Source organism: Spirosoma flavum (assembly GCF_042686045.1).
In the GTDB taxonomy this organism is placed as follows: Bacteria; Bacteroidota; Bacteroidia; order Cytophagales; family Spirosomataceae; genus Spirosoma; species Spirosoma flavum.
On record NZ_JBHUOM010000002.1, the window covers coordinates 1562726 to 1575997 of the forward strand.

The following is a 13272-nucleotide window of genomic DNA, read 5'->3' on the forward strand; positions in this document are numbered from 1 at the left end:
AGGTAACCTCTTATAGCGAGAATTGGGTGATTTATAAGTAGGAGTGAGGGGGACTGCATAAACCAATCTTCACGTTCTTGTTCTTCAGAAATTGGTTGCGGTTGGGCTACTGGCTGATCACTATGTTCGAGAGGCCCACACCAGTTACGGTTGGGCACCACTCTTCTTTGGCGTCGCAGTTTTACCGGGCGTTTTTCCCTTGGCAGATACCTTTGTGTGGTTTGGTGATAAACCAGTTGACCCGTCTGGCGAGGCCGACCGGTTTTTCGCACTAGTCGGCGGCACATACATGTAAGCGCGTGAAGCCCCCTCGTCAGCAATGGTCATGCTTGACGGATTTGTTTCGGCAGCCCGTTTTCCTTCGGTCAGATAACCGGTACCGGTCGAGGATGTCGACCCACCACTTCGGCTACCCGTAGTCGACTGCGCCTGGGTAAGCTGCGTGAGGCCAATTGTCAGAAACAGACTGGCTGTTATGAACGTCATTTTCATGTTCGTGTTCGTAAATGGTTTTGTGTTAGTTTGATTAGACCAACTTGACATCAGCAGGCTTATGCCCTGATTAACTATCAACCAGGGTATAAGCCTGCGTTATTAGTTAATTTTCTTATCTAACTCAGTGATGTGTTCCATGTGTTTTTGGAGCGTAGGCAACGTCTTAACGGCAAACGCCTTGACATCAGCATCGGTCTTGTCATCGTCGGCGGCTTCCTTGAACAACTTAATGTCCTCTTTGTGATCGTCTACCATCATGCTGACGTATTTCTTGTCGAAGTCAGCACCCGATAATTTAGTTAATTCATTTACGTGCTTCTGTTCGTCTTCACCCAGCGTGGTTGGCAGCGTAATATTCTTGCTTGAGGCTAGGGCTTTCATCTCCTCATTGGCTTTTGAGTGATCGGTAACCATCATAGCGCCAAACTCCTTTACATCTTTACTCTGAGCTTTCTCCTGCGCCAGACGACCTAGTTCTACCTCCAGCATACCCCCGTTTGCTGCCTTCACCGCAAACTCGTTGGTGTCTTCGGTCTGGCCGGTTCCCTTATCTTCTTTTACTTCGTTGGCATTATCGGCGTTCTCAACGCTGTCGGCATTTTCTTTCTTTTTGTCGCTACAAGCCTGAAAACTCAACGTGCTGATAGCTAGTAATAGAAGCAAACTTACTTTTTTCATAACATACTTAATTTTTGGTGAATCCTAACTGAAAACGATTTCTACTCAGTTAGGTTTTGATAAACTAGGTAATGGTGAATTTTTGGACAAAATTCTCTGTTTTATAGACAAAACTCCTATGTTTGTGTATGATTGTCCCCGACCGTATCGCGATTGTTTTTTCAGCTCTGAAAGGTGTTCCTGCTACTCGTTTTTTCGAGATTGCTGATCTGACTGGATATAAACGCGAGCAACTCGCGGAGGTGTTCGATACGTCGCTCAAAACGTTTCAACGGTACGAGCGCGAGAAAAAGAAACTTAATCCGCAGGATAGTGAGAAGGTACTTAAAATTATGGCCTTGTTCCAAACCGGCGAATCGGTATTCGGTACCGCCGATTCCTTTCGGCGGTGGATGGACAAACCGGCCTATGGGTTGGGCAACCAGATTCCATTCGCGCTACTGCACACCTCTGGCGGTATTGACTTAGTCATGGATGAGGTGACTCGTATTGAATACGGTGATCTTGCCTAGGGCAACCCTACATGCTTGTTTATCGAATTACGAAAGCTGTTTATGCCGACCGGTTAGTGGCATCCGGTGGGGCGGCCCGTTGGAACAGTCGGGGCCAGTTTGTGATCTACACGGCGGCTACACGAGCACTGGCTTGTTTGGAGAATGTTGTTCACCGGAGTGGCGAAGGTTTGTTAGAGACGTTTCGGGTGATGGTTATTGAGGTGCCCGACAAGATACGCGTTGACACGATTTCGCCTGAAGTGCTGCCCGCCAACTGGTTCGATTTCCAGCAATACATGACCTGTCAGCAACTGGGAGAGGAGTGGCTCAGAAGCAGCCGTTCAGCTGTGTTGCGCGTCCCATCAGCCATCATTGCCAATGAGTGGAACTACCTGCTCAATCCGGCACATCCCGATTTTTCGCGTATCAGGTTGCTTCGGACGGAACCGTTTGCCTTTGACCCGCGCCTTAAATCCTAGTAACTATATCGTCTGGATAGTCAGCTAGTTATAGACCGGAATGGCGACTATGTTTTAGTTGAAATAGAATTGTATTTGATTTAGATGATGGTAGTTTCCTGATCTGTTGTTGTTCTGTTCTTTTATGGGTTTATCAATAGGCGGCCTGTTGCTAGTTTAGGGCGCTCAGGCGCGATTTTAAGGGATTATTTCTCTTTTCTACTGAAAAATTTGTATATTTGTATATAGAGTGGTTTACGCGCAGTGTGTAAACTAGAATAGTAATTTTCTGCGAAACTCCTTTGTCACATGGCGGACGAAACTCCCGACCTCGAAACTCCCAGTAATATCATTCCCATTAACATTGAAGACGAAATGCGTGGTGCTTACATTGATTATTCAATGTCGGTTATCATTTCTCGTGCTTTGCCTGACGTTCGCGACGGCCTGAAACCTGTTCACCGTCGGGTATTGTTTGGAATGGCTGAATTGGGGGTTAATTACAACAAGCCTCATAAGAAATCGGCCCGTATCGTTGGGGAGGTACTGGGTAAATACCACCCGCACGGCGATTCGTCGGTGTATGATACAATGGTCCGCATGGCCCAGGATTGGTCGTTGCGCTACCCACTCGTAGACGGTCAGGGAAACTTCGGTTCCATCGACGGCGATTCACCGGCCGCGATGCGGTATACCGAAGCCCGGTTGAAGCGCATCGCGGACGAAATACTGACCGATATTTATAAAGAAACGGTTGACTTCCAGGGAAATTTTGACGATTCCCTTCAGGAACCGACGGTAATGCCAGCCAAGTTGCCCAATTTATTGCTCAACGGGTCATCGGGTATTGCCGTTGGCATGGCCACAAATATGGCACCCCACAACCTGACCGAAGTGGTGGACGGTATTCTGGCGTACTTAGAGGATAATGAGATTAGCATCGAGGATCTGATGCAGTATGTCAAAGCACCTGATTTTCCTACGGGAGCGACCATTTATGGTATGGAAGGCGTTAAATCAGCCTTTAAGACCGGTCGTGGTCGTGTGGTAATGCGCGCTCATGCAACGATTGAAGAGAACCGGGGCAAAACACAGATCATTGTAACGGATGTTCCGTACATGGTCAATAAAGCGATGATGCTCGAAAAAACGGCTGAGCTCATCAACGATAAGAAAATTGAAGGCATCGCAGCGTTCCGCGATGAGTCGGACCGGGACGGTCTGCGCGTGGTTTATGATCTGCGCAAAGATGCCATTCCAAACGTCGTGCTGAATAATTTGTATAAGCACACGGCCCTGCAATCGTCCTTTAGTATCAACAACGTCGCGCTGGTTAAGGGGCGTCCGATGATACTGAACCTAAAGGATATGATGAAGTATTACGTCGAGCACCGGTTCGAGGTAATTACCCGTCGTACGCAGTATGAACTGCGCGAAGCCGAAAAACGGGCGCATATCTTAGAGGGCCTCTTAATTGCGCTTGATCACATAGATGCTGTCATCGCGTTGATTCGCTCATCGCGGGATTCAGAAATAGCCCGGACGGGTCTGATGGAGCGGTTTAATCTGAGTGATATTCAGGCGAAAGCAATTCTTGAAATGCGTTTGCAACGCCTGACGGGTCTGGAGCGGGATAAGTTACAGGCTGAGTTTGATCAGCTGATGAGCGAAATCAGTGATCTTAAAGCTATTCTGGACAGTGAAGAGCGTAAGCGGCAGGTAATTAAAGAAGAACTGACCGACATTCGTACCCGCTACGGCGACGAGCGACGGACGGATATTAATCCCCTCGGTGATGGTCATATTAGCGACTTATCGCTTATTGCCGATGAGGACATGGTTATTACGATCTCGCACGAAGGGTATATCAAACGGACGCCAACCACCGAATACCGGTCCCAGGGTCGGGGAGGAGTGGGCGCGAAGGCCGTAGCTACCAAAGAAGAGGACTTTACGGAGAACCTGTTCACGGCCACAATGCATAACACCCTGCTGGCATTTACCCAGAAAGGACGTTTGTACTGGTTGCCGGTTTATGAACTTCCCGAAGGATCACGGACGTCAAAAGGTCGGCCACTGGCTAATTTTATTAATATAGAATCGGACGATAAAGTCCGGGCGGTGATTAACGTTACAGACCTGAAGAACGAGGACTACATCAACAATAATTATATTGTGATGTGTACGCGGAAGGGCACCATCAAGAAAACCATGCTGGAAGCTTATTCCCGCCCTCGCCAGAACGGAATCATTGCCATCACCATTGATGAGGATGACCAACTGCTTGGCGTTTGCATGACCAATGGTGATAATGATATTGTGATTGCTTCGAGTGCAGGAAAGGCTGTTCGTTTCCACGAAAGCCGCGTCCGGCCAATGGGTCGAACAGCCGCTGGTGTACGGGGTATCACTCTGGATGATGAAGATCCTACCGACCATGTTATTGGGATGGTTTGTATCTCATCGACTGAGGCTCAATTGCTGGTTGTTTCTAAAAACGGGTATGGTAAACGTTCTGACATTGATGGATACCGGATTACCAACCGGGGAGCCAAAGGAGTTGGTACGCTGAAAGTAACCGAGAAAGTTGGTCGGCTAGTGGCCGTACTCGACGTAGCGGATAATGATGACCTGATGATTATTAATAAATCGGGTATTGCGATTCGAACGCCGGTAGAGGCTATCAGTGTTATTGGCCGCAATACCCAGGGTGTGCGGTTGATTAAGCTGAATGATGGCGATGAAATATCGTCTGTAACAAAAATTAAGCGGGAAGAAGGGGAGGAGGTAACCCCTGCTGAACCGGAGGCTATTGTCGAAGAATAGCCTATTTATAAGGTTGTTTGAGCCGCCCAACTGATACTATAAATCAGTTGGGCGGCTCAAACAATTTAAGATGGGTCATGCTTATACAGACAGATTCCGTAATTTCGTTTCTGAAAAGGAAACACAACCCCATTTTACACATGAAACAAGTTTTTGTAATTCTCGTCGCGTGTCTACTCTCGATAGGTGTACGCGCCCAGCAACCGGCAGCCGCTGGCGATGCAGTGGCTATGGATGCTTTCAAGAAAGAAAAGGAAAAAAGTGACAAGGATATTGCGGATGCTAAAAGTGCCGCAAAAGCCAGTACCTGGATGGATCGGGCTAAAACCTACCAAAGTATTGCCGGTCAGTACATTCGGCTGGATTCAACAGCGGCAACAACGGCTTACGAAGCCTTCAAGAAGGTTGTTGAACTGGACAAGGATAAAAAGGGAGGTCCGGGTAAATTAGCCAAAGAAGCCGAAGAGGCTTTGAAAGGTCAGGCTATGTATGGGGCTTTCATGCAGCAGGGAGTGGCTAAGTTCCAGGCTAAAAACTTTGGTGACGCAATGAAGTCGATGGCGATGGCGGGTGATATCAACCCAAAAGATACCTTGGCTCCTCTCTACACGGCTATTGCTGCTCAGCAAGTTAAGGACAATGCAACGGCGAAGACGCAGTTGGAGAAGTATATTGCTGGTGGGGGTAAGGATGCCGCTATCTACGGTTCGTTAGCTATGTTGTATCGGAGTGATAATGAAGTAGATAAAGCGCTGGCCACCTTGGATAAGGGTATTGCGCTGGCACCGTCTAACAAAGATCTGTCGAATGAGAAAATCAACATTATGCTATCGACTAACCGGATGGAGGATGCCATTGCCGGTATGAAACAGATGGTTGAGAAAGATCCCACCAATGTACAGAATCTGGTGAACCTGTCGATTGTATACCATAATGTTGCCGATAAGTCTACTGAAGAAATTCGGAAGTTGGAAGGTGATACGAAGAAGGGTGGAAATACGGCAAAGCAACTGGCCGATGCAAAAAGCATTGTTGATGCGTACAACAGCGAGATTGCCCGGTTAAGTGCTTCTATCAAAAAGACGCCAAAGCCTGAACTGAAACGTCAGTTAGCTGATGTGCAGAAAAAATTGGCCGACCAAAAAGCAGAAGTAGCTAAATTCGAAGCGGATGCCAAAGCAGCGGCTGCCAATGCATCAGCATCCGCTGATTCTGACAAACGGTTGACTGAACTCAAACAGAAGCAAACAGAGATCAAGAGTTTAGAAAAGCAGTATCTAGATAAGGCGTTAGCCGTTGATCCAAATAACTACGATGCTAATTTTAATATGGCTGTTTTCATTTTCAATGATGCGGTTGAAATGAAGCGTAGTGTCGATAAAATGGATATGACGGAGTACAGTAAGAATGGGAAAGAGTTAGACGGTAAAGTATGCGGAAAGTTCAAACAGGCACTTCCTTACTTTACAAAAGCTAAGTCGATTAAAGATGAGCCTGAATTGACGGAGAACCTGACCAATCTGACCAATATTCTTAAGCAGTACGAAGAGAAGAAGATCGTTTGCATTGAGAGCAAGTAAGTAGGTAGGGTTGGTATCGAAAGGTGCCAACCCTATTTAATAGAAACTTTACTTAACATAATATAAATTATATAACAAGTTGTATTACGCTGGAATAGCTTGACACAACCCGTGTAGAGTTATGAAGGTAAGTGGTTTTATTAATCTCAAGAAAAAGTACAAAGTCAGTGCCTTTCGCTGGCATGTGGTCGAGCTCTATCGATTGGAACTGGTCAGTGAAAAACAGATTTTGGCAGAACTCAATATTTCCCGAAATTCACTCCGGATCTGGAATCGAGCTTACCAGCGCTATCGACTCCGGCGCTATTATCCCAGTCCTAAACGGGCCCGATTGATGAAAGCCAAAACTGATGAAGTGGCGCTGCTCAAAAAGCAGTTAGCCGATACCCAGCAACTACTCCAGCGTGAGCAACTTAAACGAGAAGCCCTGGAGATCATGATCAACATCGCCGAAAAGGACTTTAAGATCCCGATCCGAAAAAAGCCTGCGGGGCCGCCCGTGCGGTCCCAAACAGTAGATCAACTCAATCTGCATCACCCTTTGGTGAGTATGCAGACACTCTGCGAACTGTTTGGGAGGAGCCGTCAGGCTTGGTATGAAAAGCAGAAACGACATCAGCAAGCGGATCTTAAAAGTGCGATGATACTAGCCGAAGTTCGTCGGTTGCGCCTTAATCTACCCTCGGTTGGAGCCGAAATCTTGCATCACCAGTTGGTTGGCTTCCGCCAGCAGCATGGCATCAAATTAGGTCGGGACAAGTTCGCTAAATTGCTGAGAGATAACGGTCTATTAATAAAACGTAGAACTCGACGGGCGAAAACGACCTGGTCGAATCACCCCTTTCGCAAGTATCCTAACCTGGTGAAAGGGAAGAAAGTAAACGCACCCAATCAGCAATGGGTAAGCGATATCACGTACTTGCGCCTGCCTCGTGGGTTCGCTTATCTAAGTCTGATTACTGATGCCTATTCACGAAAGATCGTGGGCTGGGCGCTACATCCTACTTTAGAAATGGAAGGTCCTTTATCCGCGTTGAAGATGGCTTTGAAGCGAAATAAGGTTAGTGAACACCTAATCCACCACTCAGACCGGGGCGTTCAGTACTGTTGCCATGCCTACACGGGTCTGTTACGGAAAAACAAGATTGCCATCAGTATGACTGAGCAGGGCGATCCGTATGAAAATGCGTTGGCTGAACGAGTCAATCGAACGATAAAAGAGGATATGTTGCTCAACCGGGGCTTTATCAGTTACGCGGCTGCCGAAGAAGGGGTTCAACGAGCGATTGAGAACTACAATCAGCTACGGCCACATCGGAGTTGTGGTTACAATACGCCGGAACAAGCGCATCGCATGCGGGGTGAATTGGTCAAGAAATGGCGGGTAACGAAACGTCGACAAGCAGCAAAAATGCAATCGACGGAGTCAATGGCTGAAGCATAAAAATGAATGTAAATCTGTCAAGTAAAATCAGGGTAATACAGTCAAAACGCTTGAACGTAAGATAGCGGACATGGAGAAAGAAAACCAGTTCCTGCGTTTGCAAGCCGAAGCCTATCAAACGGTGATTCAGATCGCCGAAGAGCACGGGGCCGCCCGCGCGGTTTAATATCCCGATCATAAAAAAGCCTGGCGCCAAGCCGTTGAAAAGCTAACTCGTCGCTACCCTCTGGTGGGTATGGAGTTGCTCTGTAAACTGTTTCGGGGCCGCCCGTGCGGGCCGAGTACGTCAAGCCTGGTATGCGGCATCCAGGCAACAAGAAAAGGTAGGCTTCCAGACGGATGTTATCCTACAGGAAGTCAGACGATTACGTGGTGAAATACCCGGCATAGGTACGCATAAGCTACATCATGAGCTCAGTGGCTTTTTGACCCGGCATCGCATTAAATTAGGTCGGGATCGATTGCATTTGCTATTGAAGGAGAACGGCATGTTGGCTAAAAAGAAGGCCAACAAAGTAACGACGACTGAATCGAACCATCCTCATTACAAGTATCCTAACAAAGCTAAGGATGTCAAGCCGATACGAGCTAACTAGTTGTGGGTAAGTGACTTGACTTATATTCCAGTCGGGGCTAACTACGCTTATCTGTATGTGATTATGGATGCGTTTTCGCGCAAGATTGTCGGCTGGTCACTGCACCAGACGATGCAGGCTAAAGGAGCTTTGGAAGCCTTAAATATGGCCTTATTAGCCCGTAAAGACATCAGTCAGCCAGTAATTCATCACTCGGATCGAGGTGTACAGTATTGCTCCTGGGCCTATGTGCAGCGATTGCGGCAAGTCAATGCCACCATTAGCATGATAGAGTCGGGCGATCCCAATGAGAATGCGATGGCAGAACGCGTGCTACGAACCTTGAAAGAAGAGTGTAAGCTGGCCCGTGGATTTTTGTCCTTTTCATCAGCTGTTGAAGCGATTGAAAAAGCTATTAATGCCTATAATACAGTCCGTCCTCATGCGTCGATAAACTATCTGACACCCCACCAAATGCACCAGCGAAAGCGAAAACCCAGGCTCCGGTGGTACCCTTATAAAAAGGTTAGGTACGGAAATGTGCAATATGAGGCTGTATTTCGCTGATTTTAATAACTGTCCAACTCAATCAGTAGCATACGAATTAGATAGGGTGATTCAGAGCCTTATAACAACGTATCCACGTGGAACACTAAAGCCTTGCTTTACAAGCAGTTAGGTGTTTATAGTAAAATATAGGGCTTTATGAGGCTTGTAGGGGTGTTTGTAAGGAGAAATTCACTAATGAAGAGTGCTTAATTAATATATAAAAAAAAGAGAATTATAACAATCTCCGGTGAAATTTAGGGCGGTTAGTTAGCTCCGCTCTTTTCGTTGGCTACCGTTGCTGCATAGTTTGCTGCCACATACATACGGTGCCCATATTTTAAATGTGTTGGGTAGTTGAATATGTGGTTTTAGATGCCTCCTTAAATCAGAGTATATAAATAGAAAATAGTCAGTGCTCGAGTTTTTAGCAGATGGTGACTGGAATAGCAGCCATACTGATTTAGATTAGTTAGGATGGCATATATTCTCGAAATGAACCATCCGTGTAGAAGATAAGAATACGCTCCACTTTCTTCTCCATATTCGCTGTGTTGGATTGTGATCCAATAGAGCCTCCCATATCAATGGGCATTTCCGTTGGTAAACCAACAGGCGGTATTTCATTCCGCTGGCTGCGAATACCTGGCGATTGTGTTGGGTAAGAAGCCGCTGGCTGCCCTAAACTAAACCGATCAGAACGGTCAACGGTAGGTCGTCCTGCATTTCTATTACCATATCCTGTTGGAACAGATTGGGCCGCTACCTGACTGTCTTCTTCCATAATCCATTCGTATCCTAACTCTGGAAAGCGACGAATAATTTTCTGAATAATGTCAAAGCTTGGACGGTTTCGCCCTGATAGAATATGCGAAATACTGGAGCGCTGAATGCCAATTTCATCAGCAAAATATGAGGGTGTTAAATTCTTGTCAATCAGAATCTGTTTAATTTTGTCATTTATATTCATGGTATATATAAATAGGTAAAGTAATTCATTACAAAGATAAACGTAAATAACAGGTTAATGTGAAATTTACAAATAAAAATAGCCACACAAAATGTGTGGCTATGTAAACTTTACAAAAGTCACAATAGATTTATGTAAACTATGTATATTGTAAATCAATCTGTTACGTTAAACTGATACATTATTTTCGCGTAGGGCATCGTTCAAAGATGTCTTCAAATCCGTTGATGATTTACGCTGTCCAATAATAATGGCGCAAGGAACGTGAAATTCACCCGCTGGGAATTGTTTAGCATAGCTTCCGGGAATAACGACGGAATTAGCAGGTACAAATCCTTTATACTTCACTGGTTTAGTACCTGTCACATCAATAATTTTCGTTGAACCCGTAATTGTAACGCCCGCTCCTAATACAGCTCGTTTGCCAATTCTGGCTCCCTCCACAACAATGCAGCGTGAGCCAATGAATGCACCATCTTCAATGATGACCGGAGCTGCTTGCGGTGGTTCAAGCACACCACCAATTCCTACACCCCCACTCAAGTGAACATCCTTCCCAATCTGGGCGCAGCTACCAACCGTAGCCCATGTATCGATCATTGTTCGCTCATCTATGTATGCGCCAATGTTCACATAAGATGGCATGAGGATAACACCCGGTGCCTGGTATGAACCAAATCGAGCCACTGCTGGTGGAACAACTCTTACTCTGGCTTCGGCAAAATTTGTTTTGAGTGGAATTTTGTCATGAAAGGTAAAGATACCGACCTCTTCGGTTTTCATTTGCTGACTTACGAAATAGAGCAGTATCGCTTTTTTTACCCATTCATTTACTGTCCACTCCCCCGATTCATTAGCAGGTGGGGTAGCGACTCTGAGCTCTCCCCTATCTAATTTATCTATTATGTCTTTGATTAACTGAATGGATTCCGGTTGAGCTAGTAACTCACGGTTCTCCCAAATTTCTTCGATTTTATTGACCATTTAAGTAAAGTAAAGATTTATAAATATTAGTATAACTATCTGAATAGTAGGTATTTATTTTTATGGCCAAATTTTATATTGCTCTACAACGATATTATAATAAACGTATTTTTCTCCTTTCAAAGGTAACAATAACACACGTATAGTTGAAATATATAGCTTAATTTATTCTGATAATAGTCAAATGATCAATCCTGTGGTCAATGTAGGCGGATTGATGAAAGACCTCTCTATCTGCTTTATTCAATCATTGTGATTTTTACTATTGGTCCCTTTTTTATTCATAATCTTGAGTTTACTCACTTTGTTTATTTATCTGTTACAATAATTGCTCTATTCTTCAGAAATTAAAACTCATAAGAAAGCCTTTGGGTAGAGAATGAGATTGGGCTATTTAGTTATACGTTTTTGATTTATGTTGTACAGGTGATGTGGTCTGCTTGTATAGATAATTGTTCTTATCTATACAAGCAGACCACTACCTATTATTCTATGTTGTACGGAATCCCGTTAGATCTACGTAAAGAGAATCTAAAGTTCTAGAGTACTTTTTAACAAATAGTAAAGTTTAGGCTGGTATAATTAATCTTTAAGCGAGTCAATAAGATGATTGATATGATATGCTTTTTAAAGCTATGGAGGCTTGTTATTTGCCCTTCTATTAATGATTGACAAGGCCGTCTTTCAACGTCAGAAGAAGCTAAGCATCAAATAGTAGTAATGCGTAGGACAAAAATCTATAGTATAGTCTATTGTTTAAATGTTGGATATAAAGTCTAAGAGTACCTTTCAATGTTGAACGATGGCTTTTAGTTGACAACATAGATAATCTACTTTACTAAGCTTCCCTCCTCTTTATTACACTAGACGATACTAATAAGTGTTTTAGTAATGTAAGAAGACGATTTAGCAATTTGTAGCAATAAAATTAGTATTTACTAATAATTTTAGCGTATATTGACCGATTTGCTACACATATTTAGTATAAAGCTGCTAATTTACTAATAAAAATCCTGATTTACTACATTGCTAAAAATCGACCTTAATTTGCTAAATACGTATTGCTAATGTATATACTGGTAAAGGCTTATTTAATCCGTATATTTGACCCCGAAAACAAACAAAGTTTCTCTGTACATGGAAAAAATACGCGTTGCTATTAACGGCTTTGGACGTATTGGACGGTTATCGTTCAGACGGCTACTCGAAAAAGAAAACATTGAAATAGTCGCTATCAATGACCTAACAGATAATGCGACTTTAGCGCATCTACTGAAATATGATTCAGTTCATGGACGATTTATTGGTACCATAGCTTCAGATAATGAAAGTTTGACCGTCAATGGTCAAAAGATCAACGCTTACGCTGAACGTGACCCAAAGAACTTACCCTGGGCTTCCTTAAACGTTGATGTCGTCCTCGAATCAACTGGCCGTTTTGTTGATGAACCTGGTGCAGGCATGCACCTTCAGGCTGGCGCTAAAAAAGTAGTTATTTCAGCTCCCGCAAAAGGTAATATTCCAACGGTTGTACTGGGCGTAAATGACAATACGCTAACTGGTCAGGAAACGATCATTTCAAATGCCTCCTGCACAACCAACTGTCTTGCGCCGATGGCGAAAGTACTTGACGATGTATTTGGTATCGAAAAGGGGTACATGACCACCATCCACGCCTACACTGCCGACCAAAACTTACAGGATGGTCCCCACTCCGATCTGCGCCGGGCACGCGCTGCCGCTTTATCTATCGTACCAACGTCAACCGGTGCCGCTAAAGCAGTAGGTCTCGTTCTTCCTCAACTAAAAGGAAAACTGGACGGAAATGCGCTGCGTGTGCCAACACCAGATGGATCACTCACCGATTTAACCGTTGTTCTAAAACGTGAAACATCTGTTCAGGAAGTTAATGACGCTATGAAACAGGCATCAGAAACTACTCTGAAAGGGTATCTGGAATATAATACAGATGAGATTGTATCAATTGATATCGTTGGCAATCCACATTCATGCATCTTCGACTCAAAACTAACGGCTGTTAATGGAACGCTGGTGAAAGTTGTAGGCTGGTATGATAATGAATATGGCTACTCTAGCCGGGTTGCCGATCTAATCGCCATGTTATTTTAATATTGTGAATTGTAAATAGATTAGTCGCGAAGTAACAACCGTAACATTTATCTATTTACACTATTATATTACATAAGTAAATATACGTTCAA

General features: G+C 44.5%; 11 protein-coding genes. 7 read left to right on the plus strand and 4 right to left on the minus strand.

All coding sequences use genetic code 11. The features are described from left to right. Positions 1 to 144: 144 nt before the first annotated feature. Together ACFS25_RS11920 and ACFS25_RS11925 are read right to left on the minus strand one after the other, a co-directional pair. Complete coding sequence (locus ACFS25_RS11920; protein ID WP_381500447.1) at positions 145 to 492, minus strand: hypothetical protein; 348 nt, start codon at positions 490 to 492, stop codon at positions 145 to 147. 102 nt (positions 493 to 594) lie between these two features. Further along, entirely contained in the window at positions 595 to 1173 is a 579-nt protein-coding gene (locus ACFS25_RS11925) for a DUF4142 domain-containing protein (protein WP_381500449.1), read from the minus strand. A gap of 128 nt (positions 1174 to 1301) precedes the next feature. On the opposite strand from ACFS25_RS11925, the gene parS reads away from it, so the two are divergent. The 6 genes from parS (at position 1302) to ACFS25_RS11955 (ending at position 9117) form a co-directional block, all read left to right on the plus strand. Next, positions 1302 to 1685 carry a type II RES/Xre toxin-antitoxin system antitoxin gene (gene parS / locus ACFS25_RS11930; protein ID WP_381500452.1) on the plus strand — a complete coding sequence of 128 codons (384 nt, stop codon included), beginning with the start codon at positions 1302 to 1304 and terminating at the stop codon, positions 1683 to 1685. A gap of 11 nt (positions 1686 to 1696) precedes the next feature. Continuing rightward, complete coding sequence (locus tag ACFS25_RS11935; RefSeq protein ID WP_381500455.1) at positions 1697 to 2146, plus strand: RES family NAD+ phosphorylase; 450 nt, start codon at positions 1697 to 1699, stop codon at positions 2144 to 2146. Between the two features lie 288 nt (positions 2147 to 2434). Further along, on the plus strand, positions 2435 to 4951 hold the full coding sequence (gene gyrA, locus ACFS25_RS11940) for a DNA gyrase subunit A (RefSeq protein ID WP_381500457.1): 2517 nt from the start codon (positions 2435 to 2437) through the stop codon (positions 4949 to 4951). Positions 4952 to 5091: 140 nt separating this feature from the next. Further along, positions 5092 to 6531, plus strand: coding sequence for a tetratricopeptide repeat protein (locus tag ACFS25_RS11945; protein ID WP_381500460.1), 1440 nt, complete (start codon positions 5092 to 5094; stop codon positions 6529 to 6531). A 121-nt stretch (positions 6532 to 6652) separates the two neighbouring features. Beyond that, a complete protein-coding gene (locus tag ACFS25_RS11950) occupies positions 6653 to 7975 on the plus strand; it encodes an IS3 family transposase (RefSeq protein WP_381500463.1) in 1323 nt (440 codons plus the stop codon). A 611-nt stretch (positions 7976 to 8586) separates the two neighbouring features. Next, positions 8587 to 9117 (plus strand): IS3 family transposase, encoded by a 531-nt coding sequence (locus ACFS25_RS11955; RefSeq protein ID WP_381500467.1) that lies wholly within the window; start codon positions 8587 to 8589, stop codon positions 9115 to 9117. Between the two features lie 451 nt (positions 9118 to 9568). Here ACFS25_RS11955 and ACFS25_RS11960 read toward each other — a convergent pair whose 3' ends face one another. Together ACFS25_RS11960 and ACFS25_RS11965 are read right to left on the minus strand one after the other, a co-directional pair. Beyond that, positions 9569 to 10066, minus strand: a complete 498-nt coding sequence (locus ACFS25_RS11960) for a helix-turn-helix transcriptional regulator (protein WP_381500470.1) — start codon at positions 10064 to 10066, stop codon at positions 9569 to 9571. A gap of 168 nt (positions 10067 to 10234) precedes the next feature. Continuing rightward, the gene (locus ACFS25_RS11965; RefSeq protein WP_381500472.1) at positions 10235 to 11050 is read right to left on the minus strand and encodes a 2,3,4,5-tetrahydropyridine-2,6-dicarboxylate N-succinyltransferase; all 816 of its coding nucleotides are present in this window, start codon (positions 11048 to 11050) and stop codon (positions 10235 to 10237) included. Between the two features lie 1137 nt (positions 11051 to 12187). Between ACFS25_RS11965 and gap the strand changes: the two genes are divergently transcribed. Then, positions 12188 to 13180, plus strand: coding sequence for a type I glyceraldehyde-3-phosphate dehydrogenase (gene gap / locus ACFS25_RS11970; RefSeq protein ID WP_381500475.1), 993 nt, complete (start codon positions 12188 to 12190; stop codon positions 13178 to 13180). The last annotated feature ends 92 nt before the right edge of the window (positions 13181 to 13272 follow it).

Excerpts from the sequence above, each read along its gene's own strand:
- ACFS25_RS11920 (WP_381500447.1), bottom strand. The coding sequence starts at position 492 with ATGAAAATGACGTTCATAACAGCCAGTCTGTTTCTGACAATTGGCCTC.
- ACFS25_RS11925 (WP_381500449.1), bottom strand. The coding sequence starts at position 1,173 with ATGAAAAAAGTAAGTTTGCTTCTATTACTAGCTATCAGCACGTTGAGT.
- parS (WP_381500452.1), top strand. The coding sequence starts at position 1,302 with ATGATTGTCCCCGACCGTATCGCGATTGTTTTTTCAGCTCTGAAAGGT.
- ACFS25_RS11935 (WP_381500455.1), top strand. The coding sequence starts at position 1,697 with ATGCTTGTTTATCGAATTACGAAAGCTGTTTATGCCGACCGGTTAGTG.
- gyrA (WP_381500457.1), top strand. The coding sequence starts at position 2,435 with ATGGCGGACGAAACTCCCGACCTCGAAACTCCCAGTAATATCATTCCC.
- ACFS25_RS11945 (WP_381500460.1), top strand. The coding sequence starts at position 5,092 with ATGAAACAAGTTTTTGTAATTCTCGTCGCGTGTCTACTCTCGATAGGT.
- ACFS25_RS11950 (WP_381500463.1), top strand. The coding sequence starts at position 6,653 with ATGAAGGTAAGTGGTTTTATTAATCTCAAGAAAAAGTACAAAGTCAGT.
- ACFS25_RS11960 (WP_381500470.1), bottom strand. The coding sequence starts at position 10,066 with ATGAATATAAATGACAAAATTAAACAGATTCTGATTGACAAGAATTTA.
- ACFS25_RS11965 (WP_381500472.1), bottom strand. The coding sequence starts at position 11,050 with ATGGTCAATAAAATCGAAGAAATTTGGGAGAACCGTGAGTTACTAGCT.
- gap (WP_381500475.1), top strand. The coding sequence starts at position 12,188 with ATGGAAAAAATACGCGTTGCTATTAACGGCTTTGGACGTATTGGACGG.